This window comes from Belliella buryatensis (assembly GCF_900188245.1).
Taxonomy (GTDB): Bacteria; Bacteroidota; Bacteroidia; order Cytophagales; family Cyclobacteriaceae; genus Belliella; species Belliella buryatensis.
Map to the genome: position 1 here is coordinate 102,181 of NZ_FZOK01000008.1, position 26,196 is coordinate 128,376.

Annotated in this window: 22 protein-coding genes and 4 tRNA genes; 9 read left to right on the plus strand and 17 right to left on the minus strand. The window is 38.4% G+C overall.

The features are described 5' to 3' along the window. Positions 1–35 precede the first annotated feature (35 nt). The 13 genes from rpoB to CHB66_RS09735 form a co-directional block, all read right to left on the minus strand. Positions 36–3,911, minus strand: coding sequence for a DNA-directed RNA polymerase subunit beta (gene rpoB / locus CHB66_RS09675; RefSeq protein WP_089240365.1), 3,876 nt, complete (start codon positions 3,909–3,911; stop codon positions 36–38). A gap of 154 nt (positions 3,912–4,065) precedes the next feature. Beyond that, positions 4,066–4,446 carry a 50S ribosomal protein L7/L12 gene (gene rplL / locus CHB66_RS09680; protein ID WP_076501236.1) on the minus strand — a complete coding sequence of 127 codons (381 nt, stop codon included), beginning with the start codon at positions 4,444–4,446 and terminating at the stop codon, positions 4,066–4,068. Positions 4,447–4,496: 50 nt separating this feature from the next. Next, positions 4,497–5,033 carry a 50S ribosomal protein L10 gene (rplJ, locus tag CHB66_RS09685; protein WP_089240367.1) on the minus strand — a complete coding sequence of 179 codons (537 nt, stop codon included), beginning with the start codon at positions 5,031–5,033 and terminating at the stop codon, positions 4,497–4,499. Positions 5,034–5,035: 2 nt separating this feature from the next. Beyond that, positions 5,036–5,734, minus strand: a complete 699-nt coding sequence (gene rplA, locus CHB66_RS09690) for a 50S ribosomal protein L1 (RefSeq protein WP_076501239.1) — start codon at positions 5,732–5,734, stop codon at positions 5,036–5,038. Positions 5,735–5,744: 10 nt separating this feature from the next. Further along, complete coding sequence (gene rplK / locus CHB66_RS09695) at positions 5,745–6,188, minus strand: 50S ribosomal protein L11 (protein WP_076501241.1); 444 nt, start codon at positions 6,186–6,188, stop codon at positions 5,745–5,747. A gap of 3 nt (positions 6,189–6,191) precedes the next feature. Continuing rightward, entirely contained in the window at positions 6,192–6,749 is a 558-nt protein-coding gene (gene nusG / locus CHB66_RS09700; RefSeq protein WP_089240369.1) for a transcription termination/antitermination protein NusG, read from the minus strand. Positions 6,750–6,766: 17 nt separating this feature from the next. Further along, positions 6,767–6,955 carry a preprotein translocase subunit SecE gene (secE, locus tag CHB66_RS09705; protein ID WP_076501244.1) on the minus strand — a complete coding sequence of 63 codons (189 nt, stop codon included), beginning with the start codon at positions 6,953–6,955 and terminating at the stop codon, positions 6,767–6,769. 18 nt (positions 6,956–6,973) lie between these two features. Continuing rightward, positions 6,974–7,044, minus strand: a tRNA-Trp gene (locus tag CHB66_RS09710). 112 nt (positions 7,045–7,156) lie between these two features. Further along, the gene (tuf, locus tag CHB66_RS09715; protein WP_089240371.1) at positions 7,157–8,344 is read right to left on the minus strand and encodes an elongation factor Tu; all 1,188 of its coding nucleotides are present in this window, start codon (positions 8,342–8,344) and stop codon (positions 7,157–7,159) included. 63 nt (positions 8,345–8,407) lie between these two features. Continuing rightward, positions 8,408–8,479 (minus strand) — tRNA-Thr (locus CHB66_RS09720). Positions 8,480–8,512: 33 nt separating this feature from the next. Next, a tRNA-Gly gene (locus CHB66_RS09725) sits at positions 8,513–8,585 on the minus strand. Between the two features lie 51 nt (positions 8,586–8,636). Beyond that, a tRNA-Tyr gene (locus tag CHB66_RS09730) sits at positions 8,637–8,719 on the minus strand. A gap of 153 nt (positions 8,720–8,872) precedes the next feature. Next, positions 8,873–11,464 carry a M1 family metallopeptidase gene (locus CHB66_RS09735; protein WP_089240373.1) on the minus strand — a complete coding sequence of 864 codons (2,592 nt, stop codon included), beginning with the start codon at positions 11,462–11,464 and terminating at the stop codon, positions 8,873–8,875. A 47-nt stretch (positions 11,465–11,511) separates the two neighbouring features. Here CHB66_RS09735 and CHB66_RS09740 point away from each other — a divergent pair, with 47 nt between their 5' ends. From CHB66_RS09740 to CHB66_RS09765, 6 genes are all read left to right on the plus strand, one after another. After that, positions 11,512–12,006: an acetyl-CoA carboxylase biotin carboxyl carrier protein subunit gene (locus tag CHB66_RS09740; RefSeq protein ID WP_089240375.1), complete on the plus strand. Its 495-nt coding sequence runs from the start codon at positions 11,512–11,514 to the stop codon at positions 12,004–12,006. Positions 12,007–12,107: 101 nt separating this feature from the next. Further along, entirely contained in the window at positions 12,108–12,818 is a 711-nt protein-coding gene (pyrH, locus tag CHB66_RS09745) for a UMP kinase (protein ID WP_089240377.1), read from the plus strand. A 21-nt stretch (positions 12,819–12,839) separates the two neighbouring features. Continuing rightward, positions 12,840–13,400, plus strand: coding sequence for a ribosome recycling factor (frr, locus tag CHB66_RS09750; RefSeq protein ID WP_089240379.1), 561 nt, complete (start codon positions 12,840–12,842; stop codon positions 13,398–13,400). A 146-nt stretch (positions 13,401–13,546) separates the two neighbouring features. Further along, positions 13,547–15,127: a peptide chain release factor 3 gene (locus CHB66_RS09755; protein ID WP_089240537.1), complete on the plus strand. Its 1,581-nt coding sequence runs from the start codon at positions 13,547–13,549 to the stop codon at positions 15,125–15,127. Between the two features lie 61 nt (positions 15,128–15,188). After that, on the plus strand, positions 15,189–15,923 hold the full coding sequence (locus tag CHB66_RS09760; RefSeq protein ID WP_089240381.1) for an RluA family pseudouridine synthase: 735 nt from the start codon (positions 15,189–15,191) through the stop codon (positions 15,921–15,923). Positions 15,924–15,956: 33 nt separating this feature from the next. Further along, complete coding sequence (locus tag CHB66_RS09765) at positions 15,957–16,457, plus strand: histidine phosphatase family protein (RefSeq protein WP_089240383.1); 501 nt, start codon at positions 15,957–15,959, stop codon at positions 16,455–16,457. Positions 16,458–16,484: 27 nt separating this feature from the next. On the opposite strand, the gene CHB66_RS09770 is transcribed toward CHB66_RS09765, so the two are convergent. Beyond that, positions 16,485–17,246 (minus strand): DeoR/GlpR family DNA-binding transcription regulator, encoded by a 762-nt coding sequence (locus CHB66_RS09770; RefSeq protein ID WP_089240386.1) that lies wholly within the window; start codon positions 17,244–17,246, stop codon positions 16,485–16,487. Positions 17,247–17,372: 126 nt separating this feature from the next. Here CHB66_RS09770 and CHB66_RS09775 point away from each other — a divergent pair, with 126 nt between their 5' ends. The 3 genes from CHB66_RS09775 (at position 17,373) to CHB66_RS09785 (ending at position 21,348) form a co-directional block, all read left to right on the plus strand. Then, positions 17,373–18,935 carry a glycerol-3-phosphate dehydrogenase/oxidase gene (locus CHB66_RS09775; protein WP_089240539.1) on the plus strand — a complete coding sequence of 521 codons (1,563 nt, stop codon included), beginning with the start codon at positions 17,373–17,375 and terminating at the stop codon, positions 18,933–18,935. A gap of 176 nt (positions 18,936–19,111) precedes the next feature. Continuing rightward, positions 19,112–20,602, plus strand: coding sequence for a glycerol kinase GlpK (gene glpK / locus CHB66_RS09780; RefSeq protein ID WP_089240388.1), 1,491 nt, complete (start codon positions 19,112–19,114; stop codon positions 20,600–20,602). Continuing rightward, positions 20,602–21,348 carry an MIP/aquaporin family protein gene (locus tag CHB66_RS09785; protein WP_089240390.1) on the plus strand — a complete coding sequence of 249 codons (747 nt, stop codon included), beginning with the start codon at positions 20,602–20,604 and terminating at the stop codon, positions 21,346–21,348. The genes glpK and CHB66_RS09785 overlap by 1 nt, the downstream gene beginning before the upstream one ends. Positions 21,349–21,514: 166 nt before the next feature. On the opposite strand, the gene CHB66_RS09790 is transcribed toward CHB66_RS09785, so the two are convergent. The 3 genes from CHB66_RS09790 to ade all read right to left on the minus strand — a co-directional run bounded on the left by CHB66_RS09790 (position 21,515) and on the right by ade (position 26,077). Next, positions 21,515–22,696 carry a DUF4221 family protein gene (locus tag CHB66_RS09790; RefSeq protein WP_089240392.1) on the minus strand — a complete coding sequence of 394 codons (1,182 nt, stop codon included), beginning with the start codon at positions 22,694–22,696 and terminating at the stop codon, positions 21,515–21,517. Positions 22,697–23,075: 379 nt separating this feature from the next. After that, on the minus strand, positions 23,076–24,215 hold the full coding sequence (locus tag CHB66_RS09795) for an acyl-CoA dehydrogenase family protein (protein WP_089240541.1): 1,140 nt from the start codon (positions 24,213–24,215) through the stop codon (positions 23,076–23,078). 227 nt (positions 24,216–24,442) lie between these two features. Then, positions 24,443–26,077: an adenine deaminase gene (gene ade, locus CHB66_RS09800; protein WP_089240543.1), complete on the minus strand. Its 1,635-nt coding sequence runs from the start codon at positions 26,075–26,077 to the stop codon at positions 24,443–24,445. Positions 26,078–26,196 lie beyond the last annotated feature (119 nt).

Here is a 26,196-nt window from a genome sequence, read left to right on the forward strand (position 1 = left end):
GTATGTTAAGGGCCTATCGGCCCGTATTTTTTCAATTAGTCTAAGGTAATTTCTAGAGCCAAACCTCTAAGTTCATGAACCAATACATTGAATGATTCAGGAATATTTGGCTTAGGAAGGTTTTCACCTTTCACGATTGCTTCATAAGCTTTAGCTCTACCGACTACATCATCAGACTTGACAGTTAGGATTTCTTGTAGCACGTGAGATGCACCAAATGCTTCTAATGCCCAAACCTCCATTTCACCAAACCTCTGTCCACCAAATTGAGCTTTACCACCTAGTGGCTGCTGGGTGATCAAAGAGTATGGACCGATAGATCTTGCGTGCATCTTATCATCTACAAGGTGACCAAGTTTCAACATATAAGCAATACCCACTGTAACTGGTTGGTCGAATTTCTTACCAGAAAGACCGTCGTATAAGTATGTTCTACCATAAGCTGGAAGACCTGCTTTTTCCAATTCTTCAGAAACTTCCTCCATGGTCGCTCCATCAAAAATAGGTGTAGCATACTTTTTACCCATCTTATGACCTGCCCAAGCGAGAACTGTCTCAAAGATCTGACCTATGTTCATCCTTGAAGGTACACCTAGTGGATTCAATACGATATCCATTGGGGTACCATCCTCTAGGAATGGCATGTCTTCCTCTCTTACGATTCTAGCTACTATACCTTTGTTACCGTGACGACCTGCCATTTTATCACCTACTTTAAGCTTACGCTTTTTAGCAACATAGACTTTAGCAAGTTGAACAATACCAGCAGGCAACTCGTCTCCTACTTCCAATGTGAATTTATCACGTTTGAAAATACCAGCGATTTCGTTTCTAGCATTGATGTAGTTCTTAACTAGCTGCTGAATCAGTTTATTGATATGCGCATCATCAGTCCAATCATCTAAAATAATGTCAGAAATCAAATTAGCTTCTTCCTGAACGTTATAATTAGATTCATCTCTATAAGGATTTTTTGCAGGGAATAAATTCTGCTCAATATTTTTAGCATTGAACTTGACCCCTTTACTGATGATCTCGTCTCCAAACTTGTGCCTTACTCCAAGAGATGTCTTACCATCCAATAAGGCCACCAATTTGTTGATCATTTTGGCTCTGATTCCCAATAGGTCTTTAGAGTATTTACCCTTTAGCTTCTCTACTTCAGCCTTAGATTTTGCTCTTAAATCCTTATCTTTTTTAGGTCTTGAGAACAATTTGGTCTCTATAACAACGCCATTCAATGATGGAGAAGCTTTCAAGGAAGCATCTTTAACATCACCAGCTTTATCACCAAATATAGCTCTCAATAGTTTTTCCTCAGGGGTAGGATCAGTTTCACCCTTTGGAGTAATCTTACCGATGATAATATCTCCTTCTTTCAGTTCAGCACCTACTCGAATGATACCATTCTCATCTAGATTTTTAACAGCTTCTTCTGACACATTTGGTATTTCAGATGTAAGCTCCTCTTCTCCCCTCTTAGTATCTCTAACTTCAAGTTGGAATTCTTCGATATGAATAGAAGTAAAGATATCCTCTCTCGCAACTCTTTCAGAAATTACAATTGCATCTTCAAAGTTATATCCTTGCCAAGGCATGTACGCTACTCTCAAGTTCTTACCAAGGGCAAGCTCTCCATTATTTGTAGCATAACCTTCTACTAAGACCTGGCCTTTTTTCACCCTTTGTCCTTTTAGAACAAGTGGTGTCAAGTTGATTGTAGTATCTTGGTTGGTTCTTCTGAACTTTACAAGATTGTAAGATTTATATTCATCACTGAAATTGACCAAAAGATCATCTTCAGTAAGATCATATTTTATAGTGATTTTAGTAGCATCCACATAGTCAACAACACCATCTGTTTCCGCAATGATCAATGCTCTTGAATCAATAGCAGCTTTTGCTTCTAAACCTGTACCAACGATAGGTGCCTCAGCTTTCAACAAAGGAACTGCTTGACGTTGCATGTTTGACCCCATCAAAGCACGGTTGGCATCATCATGCTCCAAGAAAGGAATCAAAGAAGCTGCAACTGATACAATTTGATTAGGAGCGACATCCATGTAACTGATCTCTTTTGGATCCAATACAGGGAAATCACCTTCAAATCTGGCTTTAACTCTATCATTTATAAATGTACCTTTCTCATCTAGAGGAGCATTTGCCTGAGCGATATTATTGTCATCCTCTTCTTCAGCAGTCAAGAAAACAATATCCTCAGCGGACATACTTACCTTTCCATCCTTAACTTTTCTGTAAGGAGTTTCCAAAAAGCCCATCGAATTTACTTTCGCATGCACACAAAGTGAGGAGATCAAACCAATGTTTGGCCCTTCTGGGGTTTCGATCGTACAAAGTCTACCGTAGTGAGTATAGTGAACATCTCGAACTTCGAAACCAGCTCTTTCTCTTGAAAGACCACCTGGACCCAATGCCGATAATCTTCTTTTGTGCGTTAACTCAGCAAGTGGATTGGTTTGATCCATAAACTGAGAAAGCTGATTGGTTCCAAAGAAAGAGTTAATCACAGAAGATAATGTTCTTGCATTGATCAAATCAACAGGCTTAAAATCTTCATTGTCCCTTACATTCATCCTTTCTCTGATGGTTCTTGCCATTCTTGCAAGACCTACACCAAACTGAGAATACAATTGCTCTCCTACAGTTCTTACTCTTCTATTGCTCAAGTGATCAATATCATCAACTACAGCTTTTGAGTTGATCAAACCGATGAGATATTTTACAATATTGATAATATCTTCGGTGGTCAAAACAATTTTTTCTGAATCAATATCAAGACCAAGTTTTTTATTGATTCTGTATCTACCTACTTCCCCCAGATCATATCTCTTATCAGAGAAAAACAAACCATGGATTACCTCTCTAGCTGTAGCTTCATCTGGAGCTTCAGTATTTCTTAATTGTCTATAAATTACTTCTACAGCCTCTTTTTCAGAGTTAGAATTATCTTTCTGCAGAGTATTGTAGATAATTGAATAATCTGCCACATTGACATCTTCTCTATGCAGAATAATCGACTTAGCGCCAGATTCCAAAATCAATTCAATATCTTCCTCCGTTAGAATGGAATCTCTTTCCAAAAGGACTTCATTCCTATCAATTGAAACTACCTCTCCAGTATCTTCATCCACAAAGTCTTCAACCCAAGTTCGAAGTACTCTAGCTGCAAGTTTTCTACCTGCTGCTTTTTTAAGAGCTGCTTTGGTGGCTGCAACTTCCTCAGATAATCCAAAAAGATCTAAAATAGCTTTATCAGAGCCATAACCTATAGCTCTAAGAAGTGTAGTAACTGGGAATTTTTTCTTTCTATCAATGTAAGCATACATCACATTGTTGATATCTGTAGCAAATTCTATCCAGCTTCCCTTGAAAGGAATAATTCTGGCAGAATATAACTTGGTACCATTAGTATGTTTACTTTGAGCGAAGAATACACCAGGAGATCTATGAAGTTGGGAAACAATAACTCGCTCTGCTCCATTGATCACAAACGAACCCTTCTCTGTCATGTAAGGAAGATTCCCAAGGAAAACCTCCTGCTCGATTGTCTCAAAATCCTCGTTGTCTTCATCAGAACACAGCAATCTTAATTTGGCTTTGAGTGGAACAGAATAAGTAAGACCTCTATCAATACATTCTTCGATATTGTATTTTGGAGGATCTACAGCGTAGTCAATAAATTCAAGAGTGAAGTTTTCTCTAGAATCACTAATAGGGAAATTCTCAGAAAACACTTTGAAAAGACCATCCTGTCTCCTTTTTTCAGCCGGAGTGTCCAACTGGAAAAAATCTTTAAAGGATTGTAATTGGATATCTAAGAAATCCGGATAGTCTTTGACTACCTTAATAGATGAGAAACTTTTCCTTTCGGTTTGATTCTGGATAGCCAAGGCAGTATATATTTATAGTGATAATTAATAACCAAATGCGACAATTTTCGCTTGAAATAGTGCAATTTTTTACCTGTGCACAAACAGGAAAAGACCTGACTTGTCAGTCAGGTCTATTACCATTACCTTCACCTTAAGGCAAAGAGAGGCAAAATTACTTCAACTCTACTTCAGCACCAGCCTCTTCAAGAGACTTTTTCAAAGCTTCAGCTTCGTCTTTAGCGATACCTTCTTTAACAGCTTTAGGAGCACCGTCAACTAGTTCTTTTGCTTCTTTCAAACCAAGACCAGTCAATTCTTTCACAAGCTTAACTACAGCAAGTTTCTGACCACCAGCGGCTTTAAGGATAACATCGAATGAAGACTTTTCTTCTTCAGCAGCACCAGCATCACCAGCAGCACCACCAGCTACCATTACAGCGCCAGCAGCAGCAGGTTCGATACCATACTCGTCTTTCAAAATATCAGCCAATTCTTTTACTTCTTTTACAGTCAAGTTTACCAACTGATCAGCAAGTTGTTTAAGATCTGCCATTGTATTAATATTTAAATTGTTGTGTTTACTAATTGATTTGATAAATTATATTATTCTTTTTCAGAAAGTGTCTTAACCACACCAGCGATAGTATTCTGACCATATTGGAGGGCAGAAATAAGATTTTTCGCTGGGGATTGAAGAAGTCCGATAACATCTCCCAAAAGTTCATTTTTAGATTTAAGAGTAGATAACATTTCTAGGTTTTTTTCACCTATAAACACATCTGAATCTATATATGCACCTTTGAAAACTGGTCTTACTTCTTTCTTACCAAGTTTCTTTCTAAAATCAAGGATTACTTTCGCTGGTAGGTTTCCAATTTCTTTGGAGAACACAATACCAGAAAAACCTTTAAGTGTCTCTTCTGAGAATTTCACATAGTCACCATCGAGATTCTCGAGGGCTTTTGCGATAAGTGTATTTTTATATACTCTATATTCAACACCTTTCTCGAAACAAGCTCTTCTGAAAGCATTTACCTGAGCTACATTGAAACCTCCTGCATCAGTAATGTAGAAATACGGGTTTTCTTTGAATTTCTCGGTAAGACTTTCGATTATTTCTCTTTTTTCGTCTCTAGTCATAATTAAATACCTTGAATGCTACCTTTATCTACAATAATTCCAGGAGACATTGTACTTGACAAATGAATACTTCTGAAATAGGTTCCTTTTGAAGAAGCAGGTTTAAGTTTAGAAATTGTAGCGATAAGCTCTTTTGCATTTTCCTGAATTTGCTCAGGTGTAAAAGATGCTTTACCTATACCAGCATGAATGATTCCAAATTTATCTACTTTGAAATCAATTTTACCAGCTTTTACTTCTTTAACAGCTTTTCCTACTTCCAATGTAACTGTACCAGATTTTGGGTTAGGCATCAAGCCCCTAGGTCCCAAAACCCTACCTAATCTACCAACTTTTGCCATCACGTTAGGCATGGTGATAATCACATCGATATCAGTCCATCCGCCTTCGATTTTAGCAATATAGTCGTCTAATCCAACATAGTCTGCACCTGCTTCTTTGGCTTCAGCTTCTTTGTCAGGGGTACAAAGTACCAAAACCTTAACATCTTTACCTGTACCATGAGGCAATGCAACTACTCCTCTTACCATTTGATCAGCTTTTCTAGGATCTACGCCCAAACGAACGTCGATATCTACTGAAGCATCAAATTTGGTGTTAGTGATTTGCTTCACAATTGAAGAAGCTTCCTCTAGGGAGTACTGTTGGCTTGGGTCGTACTTAGAAAGAGCTTCTTTTTGCTTTTTTGTTAACTTAGCCATAGTGTTTATTTTATTCCTCCCAAGGAGCTTTTCCAGATACTGTGATACCCATACTTCTAGCTGTACCTGCAATCATTTTCATTGCAGACTCAACTTTGAAAGCATTTAAGTCAGGCATTTTCACCTCAGCGATTTCCTTTACTTGATCCCAAGTAACGGAACCTACTTTTTTCCTATTAGGCTCTGAAGATCCCCCTTTAATTTTTGCAGCCTCAATCAGCATATTAGCAGCTGGAGGAGTTTTTACTACAAAATCAAAAGACTTATCAGAGTAAACAGTAATCAAAACAGGCAATACTGAACCCATTTTATCTTGGGTTCTGGCATTGAATTGCTTACAGAACTCCATAATGTTCAAACCCTTGGAACCAAGGGCTGGACCTACTGGAGGTGATGGATTTGCCTGGCCACCTTTCACCTGTAATTTCACATAACCAGTGATTTCCTTAGCCATTTCCTAGTCTTGTTTTTCTACTTGTATAAAGTTTAACTCTACAGGGGTGTTTCGTCCAAAGATTTTGACCATAACATTCAATTTCTTTTTATCTTCAAACACCTCTTCTATTGTCCCGGAGAACCCACTGAAAGGACCGTCCATTACTTTTACGGTCTCTCCAACTATAAATGGAGTATCTAATTTCTCTGCAAACTCATCAATCTCTTCAACTCGTCCTAAGATTCTGTTGACTTCTGACTGACGTAATGGCTCAGGGGTTTTGGAAGCCCCCCCTTGGTTTGACCCTAAGAAACCGATAACACCCGGAATGCTTGTAATTACGTGATTAGCTTCACCATTGGTAAGATCCGCATTAACTAAAACATAGCCAGGAAAGAAATTTCTCTCTCTGACTCTTTTCTTGCCATTGCGCATCTCGTAAACTTTCTCAGATGGTATCAAAACCTCAGGAATAAAATCCTCAAGTTTCTGACGGAGAATTTCATTATCCAAGTAGGTCTTGGCTTTTTTCTCCTGTCCAGCTACCACCCTAAGTACATACCACTTATGTTCAGCCATCAGTAAATTCTATTCAATTAAAATAAGTCGTAAAACCAAGTCATCAAATTCTCGAATCCCAAATCAATTACTCCAATCAATAGAGAAAAAATAAGGGATGCTACGATGACCAAAACAGCACTGTTTTGTAAGAACGAGTAGTTAGGCCATGTGACCTTATTTTTCATCTCGTCTATGGATTCAATGACAAAACTCTTGATATTCATGGTTTTACTTTATTGTTGCACGGGCAGAGAGATTCGAACTCCCATCAACGGTTTTGGAGACCGCTATTCTGCCATTGAACTATGCCCGTAGATTATTTTGACCCTTAAAAGGAACGCAAAAGTAGGGAAATATGGATTAAGAAACAAATGCGACCCCGAAAAATTTCAAGATCGCATTTGTCAATATAATAATTCTATTGATTAGTCTAGAATCTCAGTTACCTGACCAGCTCCTACTGTTCTACCACCCTCACGGATAGCAAAGCGTAGACCTTTCTCAAGTGCTACTGCGTTCAACAAGTTAACTTCAATAGTTACGTTATCACCTGGCATTACCATTTCAACGTTCTCTGGAAGTTTAATTTCACCTGTTACATCAGTAGTTCTTAAATAGAACTGTGGACGGTATTTGTTAAAGAAAGGAGTGTGACGACCACCTTCTTCTTTAGAAAGTACGTAAACTTCAGCGTTAAAGTGAGCGTGAGGCTTCACAGAACCTGGCTTACAGATAATCATACCTCTCTTGATTTGAGATTTTTCAATACCTCTCAACAATAGACCTACGTTATCACCTGCTTCACCTCTATCAAGAATCTTACGGAACATCTCAACACCAGTTACAGTAGACTTAAGACCTTGTGCACCCATACCGATGATATCTACTGGATCACCAGAGTTGATTACCCCTCTTTCGATTCTACCAGTAGCTACAGTACCACGACCAGTGATCGAGAATACATCCTCTACAGGCATCAAGAAGTCTTTGTCAATAAGACGCTCAGGAAGTGGAATATGATTATCCACAGCATCCATCAATTCCATGATTTTTTCTTCCCACTTAGCTTCACCGTTAAGGCCACCAAGTGCAGAACCAGCGATTACTGGAATATTATCTCCATCGAAATCGTAGAAAGAAAGAAGTTCTCTAACTTCCATTTCTACAAGCTCAAGAAGCTCTGGGTCATCTACCATGTCCACTTTATTCAAGAAAACAACAAGAGCAGGTACACCTACTTGACGAGCAAGAAGAATGTGTTCTCTTGTTTGCGGCATCGGACCATCAGTTGCTGCTACTACTAGTATAGCGCCATCCATTTGAGCAGCACCAGTTACCATGTTCTTTACATAATCAGCGTGACCTGGACAGTCAACGTGAGCATAGTGTCTAGCTTCTGTTTGATACTCAACATGAGATGTGTTGATAGTGATACCTCTTTCTTTTTCTTCTGGAGCGTTGTCGATAGAAGAGAAATCTCTTAATTCAGAAAGACCTTTTTTGGCCAATACTGTAGTAATGGCAGCAGTCAAAGTTGTCTTTCCATGGTCTACGTGACCAATCGTACCGATATTAACGTGCGGTTTGGAACGGTCAAAGGTTGCTTTTGCCATGCGTGAAAATCCTCTGTTTTAGTTAAAGATATAAATTAATTATTTTTTTCTTCAATGTTTCTGAGCCAACGACGGGATTTGAACCCGTGACCCCTTCCTTACCAAGGAAGTACTCTACCCCTGAGCTACGTCGGCTGTTGACATTTATGTATGCCTATAAAAGCATAGAGCGGGAGACGAGGCTCGAACCCGCGACCTGCAGCTTGGAAGGCTGCCGCTCTACCAACTGAGCTACTCCCGCTTTTAATTACGTGATTGCAAAAGTAATTATTTTTTTGACAAAAACGCAATGTGGGGGAAACAGGATTCGAACCTGTGAAGACATAAGTCAACGGATTTACAGTCCGTCCCAGTTGGCCGCTTTGGTATTCCCCCAACTGAATTATCATTAAGATTTAAAGTTATCAGAACTTTTCGTTCTCTTAACGGATGGCAAAATTATACCCTTTTCTCAAACATTCAAAATTCTACCAAAAATTTTCAAGTCTTTTTTCTTCACCTGTAAATAAACTCAAAGAAATCAAGTGATTAATTTTCATCAAGGTATGGTTCTAGGTAATATTCTTTATATCGCTTCGCTAAAATATCCGTTTCCTTTTCGTATAAATCCTTAATTTTCTCTAATACTCCAGGATCATCAACAAATCCAAATAAAGCCTGAAATGCAGCGGCTCGGATATAGTTTGCTTGATGATTAAGACCTATTTGATATAAATTCTCTACCGCTATTTCACTTTCGGATAAATTTTGAGCCTTGGCAAAATAATCTCCATAATATCCAATCAAATAATAGAGCGATTGACCGGACATTTTTTCCAATTTCTCATGAAACCATGCAGCTTGATCAAATTGTTCTTCAGTGATCAAATAATCAGCAATCGCCACTACTATTCTGATATTATCATCATCCTTATATTGATCGGCTACTGATTCTCTATTAGGGTTTGATTCATTTTCCAAGTACGCAGTCAATGCAGCTCCAGCAACATAATAAGAAGGATGGTTCATCCAAGTTAGAAATGATGTAGAATATTTATCCGGATCTAATAAAGCCAGCAGTTCAATTGCTCCAGCTCTAACCGTATTCTTAGGATCATTCTCTGCTAATTCAAATAAGGTTTTCTCTAGTCCTTTCACTTGCATGATCCAATCAGGATTTCTCGCCACACCAATCATTGACATTTCTCGAATAGGAGCAAATGAATCTGTTAAGCCTTTCCCGATCAGTTCAATGACTCTGGGTGCATCAGAAAAATCATTAATCAAACTATCTAACGCTTCATATCGAGCTACACCGTAAATTGATGTCTCAAATTGTCGTACAAAGTGATCTAATCCTCTATTACTCTTTTTCTCCGCTAATAGCTCTAACCTTTCATCAAAGTATAAAGCATAGACAGGATCAGCATTTTCTATGGCAAACTGCTGAGTCCCTTTCTCCAACACAAACTCTTTTTCATAACGATCCCCGTCAGTGTACCAGCTGACTTTAAATGGGATTTTGTACAGCGGGGTACTTTGGAGATTCTGTCTCTGAGACACTGTAAGCAATAGGTTGTCTCTCTGGCTATAATCGATATCAAACTCTAAAACTGGGTGACCAGCTTCCAAGAACCATTGATTGAAAAACCAATTGAGATCTTGACCTGTCACTTCCTCAAAAGCCAACCTTAGGTCATGCACCTCAACACTTGAAAAAGCATGCTTTATCAAATAATGATTGAGCGCTGCAAAAAAGGCATCGTCTCCAAGATGTCTTCTGAGCATATGTAATATCCTACCCCCCTTAGCGTAAGAATGACTATCAAACATATCCTCTGCATCATCATGATAAAATCGAATCAAATTTTCCTGTTTCTCATTGGCTTCATCAAAATATTGCTCCATCTCAGAAATATGATGTAAATCGGCTTCGTCCAAGCCTTCTTTGTATTCATACCATAGATATTCTGAATAATTAGCGAAAGCTTCATTTAAAGTTAAATTGGCCCAAGATTCTGTTGTAACGTAGTTACCAAACCATTGATGAAAAAGCTCATGGGCAATAATTCCGTCCCACTCACTATCTAAAGCCTCTCTCTCGTTCAAGTTAAGTTCCTCCATGAAAACAGAAATAGTTGTGTTTTCCATAGCACCTGAAACAAAATCCCTTACCACTACCTGATCATATTTTTGCCAAGGGTACCTCACTCCTAAGAGCTTGGAGAAAAACCCCATCATTTCTGGGGTATTTTTAAAAACTGTCTTGGCTCCTGACGCATATTTCTCTTCAACATAATAGTTGACCTGAATATCTTCCCAAGCATCTTTTATTTCCACAAACTCTCCCACCACTATTGCAGCCAAATAAGGGGCATGTGGTAGATTCATTTCCCAGTGATCTGTTCTTGTTCCATCTCCATTAGCGTGGCTACTAATCAATTCTCCATTGCTGATCGTACGATATTTTTCATCGACTGTCAATTTAATATCTTGTGTAGCCCTTTCATTTGGTGTATCAAAAGTCGGAAACCACTTGGAGTTGTGCTCAGTCTCCCCTTGAGTCCATATTTGAGTGGGCTTATTTTCTACTCCAGATGCGTTGATGAAGTACAGTCCCTTAGTATCCGTTATCGCATCACTCCCCGCTCTTGGGTTCTCGTTAGGCTTCGCGGTGTATTTGACAGAAACCTGAATAGTCTCCTCTCTTGTGTAGTTACGAGGCAAATAGGCTAAAATCTTTTTTCCATCATATTTAAAATTCAACTCCCTTTCATCTTCTCCCAATAGCTTAAATGAATGAATTTCAAAATCCTTTCCGTCCAGTTCAAGTTGATTTTGAGTAAAAAAGAATGGCTTGATGGTTAAAACTGCAGTTCCGTTTACTTGCTCTTTTTCAAAATCAAAAAACAGATCCAAGGAGGTATGTAAAAGATCAAAATACCGAGTTCGCTCAGGTTTATAATCAGAAATCAAAGCTTCTTTTTCCCGTAGAAGTTGCAGATTCCCATCTTGATTTTGTTGTAAAGAAGGTAGTTCCTGCACTTTTTGCGATTCACTAGAAATGTTTTCACTACTTTTACAAGCAGCAAAAACCAGAAGAAAAAATAGTGGTAAAAGCTTATAAGTTTGGATTTTCATAAACAGGCTTTTTATAATTAATTGTATATTGGCGCAAAATAATAGAAATGTATTCAGTTAGCATCGATAATTCAGTAATAAAAGTAGACAAATCAGGTGAAACCTTAGTAGTAAACGATGAATTGCTACATTGGGATATTACCAAAACAGGTGAAAGATTATATCACATTATCTACAATAATCAATCCTTCAACCTTGAGGTAGTTTCAATAGACGCTGCCGAAAAAGTACTCAAACTTAAGCTCAACAACAAACTAGCGGAAATTAAAATTCAAGACAAGTTTGATCTTCTTTTGGAAAAATTGGGAATGAATACTTCGGCTACGAACCATGCCAAAGACATCAAAGCTCCAATGCCTGGGTTAATTTTTGATTTGAAAGTAAAAGAAGGAGATGAAGTTAAAAAAGGTGATCCAGTCTTGATTCTGGAAGCCATGAAAATGGAAAATATCATCAAAGCTCCGGGTGATGGAGTAGTGAAATCAATCAAAATAAAAAAGGGAGACAGTGTCGAGAAAAATCAAGTTCTGATCCAATTTTAAAGCGGTATCTTTAGATTCCGAATTGAAGGGCTTATATTTGTAAAATTTATCAATCATAGATTTCAAGATTCACAGATCGTTTTTCAAATCAACACCAAAAAATGAAGTACAAAAGGATACTATTAAAATTAAGCGGAGAGTCTCTAATGGGAGAAAATAATTACGGAATTGACCCCAATAGATTGCAGCAATACGCAGAAGAAATCAAAAAAGTAAAAGAATTAGGTGTTGAAATCGCGATTGTAATTGGAGGGGGTAATATTTTTAGAGGAGTACAAGCCGAAAAAACAGGTATAGATAGAGTACAGGGGGATTACATGGGTATGCTTGCTACCTTGATCAATGCCATGGCACTCCAAAGTGCATTAGAACAAAATGGTATGTTCACACGATTAATGTCTGGTATCAAAGTGGAGAGTGTATGTGAGCCGTTTATCAGAAGGAGAGCCATCAGACATTTAGAAAAAGGTAGAATCGTAATTTTTGGAGCTGGTATTGGTAATCCTTATTTCACAACAGACTCTACAGCCAGTCTAAGGGCTGTAGAAATTGAAGCTGAAGTTGTCCTTAAAGGTACCAGAGTAGATGGTGTATACACAGCAGATCCTGAAAAAGATAAATCAGCTACAAAATATAGCACCCTTTCTTTCCAAGAGGCATACGAAAAAAACCTCAACATCATGGACATGACAGCGTTTACTTTATGCCAGGAAAACAATTTGCCAATTATCGTATTTGATATGAACAAGGAAGATAACCTAGCAAAATTGATCCAAGGAGAAGAAATAGGAACATTAATCACAACATTATAATAATCCAGACTAAAATCTATTATGGAAGAGATACAAATGCACCTGGACGAGGCAAAAGAGCTGATGCAAAAAGCTGTAAATCACACCTCACAAGAATTGGTAAAAATCAGGGCAGGTAAAGCTATGCCAAATTTATTAGATGGCATTATGGTTTCTTACTATGGCGCTCCTACTCCATTGCAACAAGTCGCTTCAGTAACTACCCCAGATGCTCGAACACTATCCATCAAGCCTTGGGAAAGAAATTTGATTAGTGAAATCGAAAGATCCATCATCAACTCTGACCTAGGTTTAGCACCACAAAATAATGGAGAGATCATTATCCTAACTATCCCTCCAATGACAGAAGAAAGGAGAAGGGGTTTGGTGAAGCAAGCGAAAGCAGAATGTGAAAATGGAAAAGTAAGTGTTCGAACAGTTAGAAAAGATACCAACGATGCACTTAAAAAACTCCAAAAAGACGGTGCATCCGAGGATGAAATAAAAAGAGCAGAAGAAACCGTTCAAAAACTGACAGATCAATATTCTACAAAAATAGACGAACTCTTGGTGAAAAAAGAAACTGAAATCATGACTGTTTGACGAGTCTTAATTTAACCTTATACCTATTAGAGTCTGTTCCCAGCCAGGAGCAGACTTTTTTTATCAATTGGCTACTTTTCACTTCATCTATATTTTTCACCTAGAAAAGCGTACCTTTGCACCTTGGAAATTTTGAATCTATCCAAATGAGTTTAACTAAAGAAATACAAAAGCGCAGGACATTTGCCATTATTGCCCACCCAGATGCAGGAAAAACTACCTTAACGGAAAAGCTATTGCTTTTTGGTGGAGCAATTCAGACTGCCGGCGCTGTGAAATCTAACAAAATAGATACTGCTACCAAATCCGATTGGATGGAGATCGAAAAGCAAAGAGGTATCTCTGTTGCGACTTCTGTCATGGGGTTTGAATATAAGGACATTAAAATCAACCTACTTGACACACCAGGTCACCAAGATTTTGCTGAAGATACATACCGTACGCTCACAGCAGTAGATTCTGTAATCATGGTAATCGACTGTGTGAAAGGTGTCGAGATTCAGACTGAAAAACTGATGGAAGTTTGTCGAATGAGAAACACCCCAGTCATCTGTTTTATCAATAAACTTGATCGTGAGGGTAGAGATCCATACGAACTGTTAGACGAAGTAGAAAATAAACTCAATATCAAAGTAAGACCACTTTCTTGGCCAATAGGCATGGGTAAAGGCTTTAAAGGTGTCTACAACTTATACGAGAAAAAGCTAAACTTATTTACCCCAAGCCAAAGAAAATTAAGCGATGATCGCGTGGTGATTAAAAACTTGGAAGAGAGCCAACTAGATGATTTGATCGGGACTAATAATGCCAATCAACTCAGAGAAGATGTGGAATTGATCGAAGGAGTATATCCTGATTTTGATACCAAGGAATATCTTGAAGGAAAAGTTGCTCCTGTATTCTTTGGCTCTGCTGTTAATAATTTTGGTGTGAATGAAATGCTCGACACCTTTATAAGAATTGCTCCTGCTCCAAAAAGTAGAAACACAGAGGATAGGGAGGTTGTACCAACTGAGAACAATTTTTCTGGATTTGTATTTAAAATCCATGCAAACATGGATCCAAATCACAGAAATAGAATTGCATTCCTTAGGATTTGCTCCGGTCAATTCGAAAGAAATAAGCCTTATAAACACGTAAGAGGGACTAAGCCATTGAGATTTTCAAACGTCACCCAATTTATGGCTCAGGATAGAGAAATGGTGGACATTGCATATCCTGGAGACATCGTGGGCCTTTATGATACGGGTAATTTGAAAATCGGCGACACTTTGACAGATGGTGAAGAAATGACTTTCAAAGGAATCCCTAGTTTCTCACCTGAGATCTTCAAAGAAGTCATCAACAAAGATGCAATGAAGACCAAACAACTCGAAAAAGGATTGAAGCAGTTAATGGAAGAAGGTGTAGCACAATTGTTTACCTTTGATATGGGTTCGAGAAAGGTAATCGGAACAGTCGGTCAACTTCAATTTGAAGTGATCCAATTCAGGTTGAAGCAAGAATATAATGCGTCAGTAGAATTTGCTCCTATGCAATTGTACAAAGCCTGTTGGATCAATAGTAGCGACAAGAAAAAACTAGACGAATTTGTCAAATCCAAGAATCGACACATCGCTCACGATAAAGATGGAAAATTAGTATTCATGGCTGAGTCTCGCTCTTGGTTGCAAATGGTACAGGACAACTATCCTGATATAGAATTCCACTTTACTTCTGAATTTTAAATTCCAGAAAAGAAAAGATCAAATACTGCCAAATTTTGGCAAAAATAAAATCAACAAAGAAATGAAAAAGAGGCCATTTTCAGTCGTTTATGAAGACAACCACCTTTTGGTAGTTAATAAGGCTGCGGGCATTTTGGTTCAAGGCGATAAGACTAAAGACAAAACCTTAACAGATTACTGTAAAGAGTACATCGCTGAGAAATATAATAAACCGGGAGACGTTTTCCTTCACCCTGTCCATAGATTGGATAGACCTGTAAGTGGCTTGGTTGTCTTCGCAAGAACATCAAAAGGACTTGAGAGAATGATGGAACTTTTCAGAAAGCGAGACATCCATAAAGTCTACTGGGCTGTAGTAAAGAAAAAACCTAAAGATGAAATGGGAAAGTTAACCCATTACTTGGTCAAAGACGAGCATAAAAATTTCGTTACTGCTCATGACTACGAAGTCCCAGGTTCTCAAAAAGCTGAGCTTACCTACAAAAGGCTTGGCAAATTGAACGATCATTGGCTTTTGGAAGTAAGACCAGTATCAGGACGCCCTCACCAAATTCGCGTTCAATTGGCATCTATGGGGTGTGCTATCAGAGGCGATGTAAAATACGGCTTCCCAAAAGGAAACCCTGACAAAAGCATCAATTTGCATGCGTTCCATTTGATTTTTGTTCATCCTGTTAGAAAAGAAAAACTCTATCTAAGAGCTGCGCTTCCAGAAGAACCTTTCTGGGAGCAATATCTCGAACTTGAACCTGTCAAAGCAAAAGATCAACACATAGACAATACCTACAGCGGATAATTTAAAAAATCAAAAACCTAATCCCCTAAGATCATGAGAAATTTAATTTATACGCTTCTTTTACTGTTGACCATTGGTGCATGTAGTATTAAGCAGGAACCAAAAACTATCTTTGTCGTCAGGCATGCTGAAAAAATGCTTAATGGTAATGATCCAATGCTAAGTATTGCAGGCACAGCTAGAGCAAAGAAACTAGATCAAATTCTGGCAGACAAAGCCATCAAACATGCTTTCAGTACCAATACAGTGAGAACACTTGCGACTATTCAACCAACAGCAAATAGACATGGCATCGCCAAAGAAATCTACGATCCTCAGTTCCATGATGACTTGGTTAAAGAGCTAAGAACCAGAAAGGGCAATATCGTAATTGTAGGCCATAGCAATACAGTGCATCATATCCTTAATTACTTTGTCGGTGACGGTGAGAAATTCGAGGAGCTTAAAGATGAAGAGTATGATTTCATATTTGAAATCACCCTAGCTGAAGATGGCAGTAGCTCAGTAGAAAGAAGACTTTACAAAGAATATTAAAAAGGCGATAATTCCGCCTTTTTTCTTTTACACAACCCTTATCTCAATTCCTATCTCCTCAAGCTTTTCTCTATAAATTTCAGGTATCCCTGAATCGGTAATTATCACATCTACATCTTCCAGATTACAGATTTTTCCAAATCCTTTTTTCCCAAATTTACTTGAGTCTGCCAAGACAATGGTTTTTTGTACAGATCGAATCATCTGAGCATTCAAATGAGCTTCCATCATATGGGATGTCGTCAATCCAAAATCCAGACTAATGCCATCAACACTTAAAAACAACTTACTACAAGCAAAATTAGCCATCATCTCCTCTGCATAATTCCCTACTACAGAGCTACTACTTTTTCTAACTACACCACCTAATTGGACAATTTCTACTTCAGCAGAGTCAATCAGCGCCAAGGTCACATTCATAGCAGCAGTCAAGACAGTCAGCTTTTGATCTTTAGGTATCAGTTGCGCAAATGACACCACAGTAGTTCCAGAACCAATGATGATCGCTTCCTCCTTTTCTATCAGCTGAACAGCTGCCTGTGCTATTTTCATTTTCTCTTCTACCCTTACGAGCTTTTTTTCATGAACAGGCTTATCATTTACATAAGGAGAGTTAAGTGTGGCGGATCCATGTGACCGAAAAAGTAAGCCCTTATTTTCTAATAGCTTTAGGTCTTTTCTTACTGTCACTACGGTCACATTGAGCTCTTTACTTAGATCAGCAACATGCACAATCCCTGCTTGATTCAATTTATCCAAGATGTACCTATGTCTTTCTGCTAATGTCATTCTTACTTTCTTTTGATTATCAAATATAAGTCAGAACAATCAAAAAATGAACAAATAGTATTTTTTACTTTCTTTTACTTTTTTTTTATTTCTTTTACTGTTATTTTTGATCCAAATATCGTCGAAATGGATAGAGTTAAAAATATAGAAAAACTTGCAGAATCTGGAAGGGTGTGGGATGTTGCTGTTATAGGAGGTGGAGCATCTGGGTTAGGAGTAGCACTTGATGCATTATCTAGAGGACTATCAGTAGTACTTGTAGAAAAAGCAGATTTTGCAAAAGGGACTTCAAGTAGAAGCACAAAACTTGTCCATGGAGGTGTAAGGTATTTAGCACAAGGAGATGTTTTCCTAGTGTTCGAAGCACTCAAAGAAAGAGGGAGATTACTTAAAAATTCTCCACATCTGACTCACAATCAACATTTTATTATTCCCATTTATACGTTATTTGATAAACTTCAATACAGTATAGGTCTTAAAATATACGACTGGATGGCGGGAAGGCTTAGGCTTGGAAAATCAAAATTCATTTCTAAGGAAGAAACTATTCAAAGACTCCCTAAAGTCAAACAAGAAGGCTTAATGGGCGGGGTGGTCTATCATGATGGGCAATTTGATGATGCGAGATTAGCCTTAAGTATTGCAATGACTTGTGATGAATTGGGCGGAATTATGCTCAACTACACAAAAGTCAATGCCTTGATCAAAAATAATCAAGGTAAAATCACAGGAATTCAAGTGAGAGATTTGATAGGAAAGAAGAATTATCAAATCAAGGCTAAAATGGTAGTAAATGCCACTGGTGTCTTCGCTGACAAAATCCTACAACTTGACCAGCCAAGTGCGCCAAAAAGCATACAACCTAGTCAGGGAATTCATTTGGTCCTGGATCAATCATTTCTTGGAGGAAATGACGCATTGATGATTCCTAAAACTACAGATGGGAGAGTACTTTTTGCAGTTCCATGGCAAGACAAATTGGTCCTTGGCACTACTGATACCATCAGAGAAAAAGCAAAGCTTGAACCTGAGGCGCTAGCCAAAGAAATTGATTTCGTGTTGGAAACAGCGTCAGCTTACCTGACGAATAAGCCTACAAAATCGGACGTTTTATCTGTTTATGCTGGACTGAGACCTTTAGCTGTGCCAAAAGAAGGGAGCGCCAAGACAAAGGAGATATCTCGTTCTCACAAAGTAATTGTATCAGACAGCAACTTGGTTTCAATCACAGGAGGAAAATGGACAACTTTCAGAAAAATGGGAGAAGATACTGTAAACCACTTTTCAAAAGTATCAGGTAAATCAATTGGTAACAGCCAGTCAGCAGAGATCAAATACCATGGCTACACAGTCAACCCGCAAACAGGACACTGGAAAAGTTACGGATCAAATGCTGATAAAATCAAGAAAATGATTCAAGATGATCCAATACTAGGTGATTTACTTCATCCAGAGTATCCGTACACACTTGCCGAAGTAATCTGGGCTGTCAAACATGAAATGGCAATCAAGGTAGAGGATATACTAGCTAGAAGAATAAGGATTCTTTTTTTGGATGCAAAAGCCGCAATATCAATGGCCCCAAAAGTCGCTAGACTTATGGCTGAAACTCTTGGGCGCGATGAAGACTGGGTCAATGAAGAGCTCTCAGATTTCGAAAAAATGGCAAATAAATATATATTGAAATGAAATAAATAGAAATATAGCTTAGCTGAAATATTTCTGAAGTCAGATAGATTGATATACGGCTTCACTCAAATAATGCTTCGCAGAAGACATATATGATGCTCTCAGCTATATCTTTTCTATTTCAATCATAATTCTACAATATTCAACCATCTAACAATACCTAAAACAATTAACCCATGCCTCAATACATATTATCATTAGACCAAGGGACAACTAGTTCCAGAGCAATAATTTTTGATGCAAAAGGTCAGATTGTATCAGTAGCACAAAAAGATTTTAGGCAACATTTCCCAAGGTCAGGCTGGGTTGAGCATGACCCACAAGAAATTTGGTCTAGCCAATCGGCTGTTATGATTGAATCCCTAGCCAACCAAGGAATCAAAGCCAATCAAATTGCAGCAATTGGCATCACCAATCAGAGAGAAACAACAATCGTTTGGGATAAAAAAACAGGCAAAGCCATATATAATGCCATAGTTTGGCAAGATAGGAGAACTGCTGCTTTTTGCAATGAATTGAAAGAGGCTGGAAAAGCTGAAATGATCACTCAAAAAACAGGTTTAATACTAGATGCGTACTTTTCTTCCACAAAGATCAAATGGATCCTTGACAATGTAGAAGGGGCGAGAGATAAAGCTGAACTTGGTGAATTGGCTTTTGGAACTGTGGATACTTGGCTGATTTGGAAACTCACGGGAAGTAAAGCCCATGCTACGGATATCAGCAATGCCAGCAGAACAATGCTTTACAATATTCATGAAGAAAAATGGGATGAAGAATTATTGGATCTTTTTAAAATCCCACGCAACATGTTGCCAGAAGTAAAAGAAAGTGCCGAAATCGTAGGAGAAACAGCTGGAGATATTCTTTCGCACAAGATCCCTATATCTGGAGTTGCAGGTGATCAGCAGGCCGCACTTTTTGGACAACTTTGCACCCAAGCAGGTATGGCCAAGACTACATATGGCACTGGATGCTTTCTTGTCATGAACACAGGAGACAAGCCAGTAACCTCCTCAAATAAACTTCTCACCACCATAGCTTGGAAGGTAAATGGAAAAACGAGTTATGCATTAGAAGGCTCCGTATTTATAGGTGGTGCTGCTATTCAGTGGTTGAGAGATGGGATAGAACTTTTTGGCCATGCTAAGGAAAGTGAGAAGCTTGCTGCTAGCTTAGTAGATAATGATGGGGTCTATTTTGTCCCAGCTTTATCAGGACTTGGAGCACCACATTGGGATCAAGATGCACGTGGAGCATTTTTTGGAATCACTAGAGGGACGACTATTGCGCATATGACACGAGCAGCATTAGAGGCCATTGCTTACCAAGTCAATGATGTGCTCAAAGCCATGGAAAAAGATAGTGACGAACCCACTAAAGAGCTTCGAGTAGATGGGGGTGCAACTGCCAACAACTTCCTCATGCAATTCCAAGCAGATATTTTGGGATGCAAAATTACTAGACCCAAAATCATTGAAACCACAGCCATTGGAGCAGCATTTTTAGCCGGTTTGGCCGTCGGGTTTTGGAAAGACGAAGAGGAACTCAAATCCCTTTGGGAGGAAGACAAAAGCTTCGAACCAAATATGGATAAGGAAAAAGTCGAAAAATATCTACATTTTTGGCATAAGGCAGTTGAAAGATCTAAAAACTGGGTAGAATAATGGATGCATTCGTAGCAGAATTTGTAGGCACCTCGCTCCTTCTCGCAATGGGTTCTGGTGTCGTGGCCAATGTGGTATTGAATAATACCAAAGGACAAAATAGTGGATGGATAGTCATCACCACAGCTTGGGCACTTGGAGTCTTTATCGGAGTGGTCGTAGCGGGACCTTATAGCGGTGCGCATCTGAATCCTGCCGTAAGTATTGCTTTAGCAATTGCAGGAGATTTTCCTTGGGCGGATGTCCCTAAGTATGTTTTCGCCCAGATACTCGGAGCTATGTTTGGTGCGGGAATCGCTTGGCTGGTTTACAAAGATCATTTCGATGCGACAGATGATCCTGGATTAAAATTCGCCCCATTTGCAACTGTTCCAGCCATTAGAAATTTACCCTCCAACCTGATTTCAGAAATCGTAGGAACATCTGTTCTGATTATCGTAATTCTTTATTCGACAGAACCCATTTTACAGGATGGAAACAATACGCCGATTGGCCTAGGATCACTTGGTGCATTACCTGTAGCCTTTTTGGTTTGGGTGATTGGCTTATCTCTGGGAGGCACAACTGGCTACGCGATCAATCCTGCCCGTGACCTTGGACCAAGGATCATGCATCAAATCTTACCTATCAGAGGAAAAGGAGGAAGTGATTGGGCTTACAGTTGGGTTCCGATAATAGGCCCCATCATAGGGGCTGTGTTGGCTACTGGAATATATTTATTATTAGATCAAGGAGGAATGGTTTGAGATATAGTGAGTTGATGACGTAAAGTCTATATCAAATCTAGATCAAGGCAATAAAAGTTGATTTTTATCCGCATCAACCCGTTAGATCTGCGTCATCAGTATCTAATTGGATTTGATCTAGATAGTTAAGTTATTCATCCATTCTTTCAAAAGAAGTTCCAGCTTTTCAAAGCTTATGAATAGGCCTTAAACCAACAAAAATCAACTCGTCTTCAGACGGATTATTATCTGGATGATTGATTGAAACATATAACTTTCCTTGATAGGTAAAGAACATCCTTGTGTAAAACTGATCTACAGGAAGATGATATTCACCTACCTTATTCATTTCCTTATCCAAAATAATTATTGATGGTTTTTTATTATCCCAGTTTTTCCTAACTCCATCCAAATCCTTGTAATCCACTCCTTCATAGGCAAACCTATACAAGTAACCAGTTTCATTATCATAAGCAATCTCACGATAGGAATTACTCTCTAAATACTCTTGCTCATCATGATAGGGGCTTGGATTATCCAAGGGCAATATATCTCCATGTCCACTATGCCCAGCGGCTGCATAAGTAAGCGCTTCCGAGTCTATATTATAGATCAGCAGATCATTTAAGAATGGCAAACAAACGATTAACTGATCATCTCCCTTAAGCAAATGTGAGGTATGTGAAAAAAAAGCACTATATACCAGTGGTGACAAATGAGAAGGTAAATTCAAAACATGCTCCATCTGTGGCCGATCACCATGTGTAAACTTCATAAAATAAGTTCCAGACCATAAACTCGGTGAATTATAATCTTGGTCTCCCGCCGCAAAAGTGAAAGTTGTATTTTTTGTTTGATTATAGATTAACGGTTGATTGGTATAATATAGCTGTACAAAAGGTTTTTTATCTTCTCTTTCAACTTCCATTGAATTTATTCTTTGGAGAACATTACCGCTAAAATCTGTAACGTAAAGTTCACGACGCCAAGAACTCCCAATCAATAGCGTGCTATCAGACATAACTTCAAATGCCTTAATCGTCCTTACTCCGTTGGGACCTTCTTGCTGAAACTTAATACTGAAACTTTCAGCATCATCTGACAATGCATAAAACTCCAATTGGTTTGTATTTTCGTTGACTAGCCCCAAATAATCTTTTCCTTTTATACGAGCCTTTGAAATGTATTTTGAGAACACATTGGTTCTTTGCCCAATTGGAATAGATATCGTATCAGCTGAAATCAATGTGATTATATCATCAAATTTTCGTGGGTTAGGATCAAGCGATTGACTCGTTGAAGCCTGTTTTTCACAACTTATTAAACTAAGAATGCTAAATAAAAAAAGAAGTAAATATATTTTCTTCATGGATTCTGATTATTTGAAAAACTCATTTTAACACAACTTCACCTAAAAGCTTCTTCAAGATCATGATTACTTTTGTTATGTCCAAGTGAATGTTTCTATTTTTAAAAAAATTTTGAATACTCTGAAATTTTGTACAAATCCGAAATTAAATTCCCTATTTATACATTATGGAAATCTAAATTAAACCTCTCTTAATATGGCTATTAGCTTGGAATAAAAAAGCCCTTCCAAAGTTTCAAACTTTGGAAGGGTTTGGATCCTAATTCAAGGCTATGATTATCATCGAATTAACTACATGAAACCATGAATAATACAGGTAATCATCCTAAGTTAGGAGAGTGCAATTGAACTCTGAAGACTGTTGACCGTCGTCTGTTGACTACTTCAAAATCTCTCTCGAAATCACCAACTTCTGTATCTCGGAAGTTCCTTCACCGATTGTACAAAGCTTAGAATCTCTGTAGTATTTCTCTACTGGATAGTCTTTCGTAAATCCATAACCACCGAAAATTTGAACTGCTTCATTGGAAACAGCAACACAAACTTCTGAAGCATAAAGTTTAGCTTTAGCTCCAGCAAGCGTCACCTTCTGCCCTTTGTTTTTCAAATCTGCTGCTTTGAAAGTCAGTAGTTTTGCAGCTTCCACTTGGGTTGCCATATCTGCAAGTTTGAAAGATATTCCCTGAAACTTACTAATTGGTTGATTGAACTGTTGCCTCTCTTTGGAATACTGAATAGAAGCCTCCAAAGCTCCCTCAGCAATCCCTAATGACAAGGCAGCAATAGAAATCCTTCCTCCGTCAAGAATTTTCATAGACTGAATAAACCCATCTCCTACCTCACCAAGAATATGATCCTTGTGAATCCTACAATCTTCAAATATCATCTCGGCTGTTTCAGATGCTCGCATTCCAAGCTTATCTTCTTTCCTTCCTGCTGAAAATCCTGGAGTACCTCTTTCAACCACAAATGCGGTCATTCCATGGGAATCACCCACTTCTCCAGTCCTAGCAATCACTACAGCCACATCACCAGAAGCACCGTGAGTGATGAAATTTTTAGCGCCATTAATCACGTAGTAATCTCCATCTTTCACGGCTACTGTACGCATATTTCCTGCATCGGATCCTGTATTTGGCTCGGTCAAGCCCCAAGCGCCTAAAAATTCACAGGTAGCTAGTTTTGGCAAATATTTCTTTTTCTGCCCTTCATTCCCAAACATCATGATGTGTCCAGTACAAAGGGAATTGTGAGCAGCCATGGACAAACCTACAGATGGATCTAGTTTAGACAACTCCACAATCGCCGTCACATATTCAAAGTATCCAAAACCAGAGCCACCATATTCCGTCGGCACTAATACGCCCATCAAACCAAGTTCGCCAAGCTTTTTGAATACTTCTATTGGGAAATGCTGTGCATCGTCCCATTCTTTTCTAAAAGGGGTAATCTCTTTCGCTCCAAAATCCCTAATCATTTGGGCAATCATTGCCTGATTTTCATTGAGCTCAAAATTCATCATATTCGTTATTATTGGGTTTAATTTTTACTAATATAACAACTTCCTTTCAAACTGGAAGTTTGAAAAAACCCCCGCAAATAACCTTGACGTTTAGTCTATGAAGGTATTCTCCATATAATCCTCAATTCAAATCAACATAGGTCAACCAGGTATTTTTATATTTCAAGCATTCACCAAATATTTATTGCTTTGAAAAATGATGATTTTTACACAATTGGCTGATTCTATTGTAGAAAGACATCTGTAAACTCAAATTTCTGACCATCAAATAGCCCTTTGTCACTTAACTTCAAATCAGGAATTACTAGCAAGGCCATGAAACTCAAAGTCATATAGGGTGACTGCAGTGTAGACCCCATATCCTTCGCCATACGATCAATTTTAATGTAGGCTTTAGCTACTTCATATCCGTCTCTATTAGACATGATTCCTCCCACGGGCAATGGTAAAACCTCTTCTTGATCTCCATTGACTGCCGAAACTCCGCCTTTGACATTAATCAGTAAATTGACAGCTTTGCAAATAGATTCATCATCAACTCCCACCGCTATGATATTATGAGAATCATGACCGACAGACGAGGCGATTGCACCTGACTTCAGACCAAAATTCTTGATAAAAGCTATAGCTGGCGATGCGTCTTCATATCTATTGACAACAGCTATTTTAAGTATGTCGGAGGAAGGGTTTGAAATAGCAAAACCATCTTTAAGCAAAATTTCTCCATTCAATTCTGGTGTGATTAGCTGACCATCCAAGGCCTCGATCACTCTCACTTGGACTTGCCTCGACTTTAAAGCAAAATCTTCAACTGATTTTAATGATGTATTGAAGTTATTAATCACTTCATTCTTGACTCTTGGAATAAGAGTTTGCCCATCTTGCGCTACCAAGCGACCATTGATATAGGTAGCCTTAACTTTGAAATCCTTGATATCCTTTAACAATACAAAATCCGCAGGATCGCCTACCCTCAACAAGCCCACATCAAGTCTGTAATGATTCACAGGGGTGATACAAGCAGCACGCAAAACATCAAATAAGTTCTTACCCTTTGCCACAGCTCTTGAGACCAATTCATTGATATGAGATTCAGCCAAGTTATCAGGATGCTTGTCATCAGAGCAGAACATCATCATGCTAGGGTATTCGTCAATCAAATCAATCAAAGCTTCAAAATTTTTTGCAGCACTTCCTTCCCTGATTGCGATCTTCATTCCAAGTTGAATTTTTGCCAAAGCTTCTTCCTTAGTAAAACATTCGTGATCTGTAGTGATCCCTGCCGAAGCATATTTTGCAGCTAATTCCCCCTTGAGGCCAGGCGCATGACCGTCTATTGGTTTACCATATTTTTTTGCCAATGCAATTTTTTCCATTACCAGCGGATCTCTATTGACCGTACCTGGCCAATTCATCATTTCTGCGAGGTAGACAATCTCTTTTCTCTCTAGAAGATCATGGATATTTTGAACTGTAATCTCTCCCCCTGCTGTCTCATAGTGAGTTGCCGGAACACAGGAAGGAGCTCCAAAATAAAATTTAAAAGGAACTTGAGCACCATTTTCTATCATATAATTCACTCCTTCCATACCGCAAACATTTGCAATCTCGTGAGGATCTGAAATCGTAGCAACTGTCCCATGAACAACCGCCAGTCTAGCAAATTCAGCAGGAACTAACATGGATGATTCCACATGCACATGAGCATCAATGAATCCTGGGGAAATATATGGGAGCTCAGGGTTATCCTTTATCTTTCGGATGGATACTATTTTTCCATCTCCTACCTTCAACTCAACAGCAAAAATGGTCTTATTTATAATGTCTAAATATTGACCTTCAATGCAAAAACAGTTCATTTTTATATGATTTAAGTTAGGCTTTTTAAAATACAATCCAGAATAGAGCAGATACTTTACTGTAAGTTTGAATACATCTAGCTCTCTAAAGGAAATAGATATAAAACTACTATATTTGC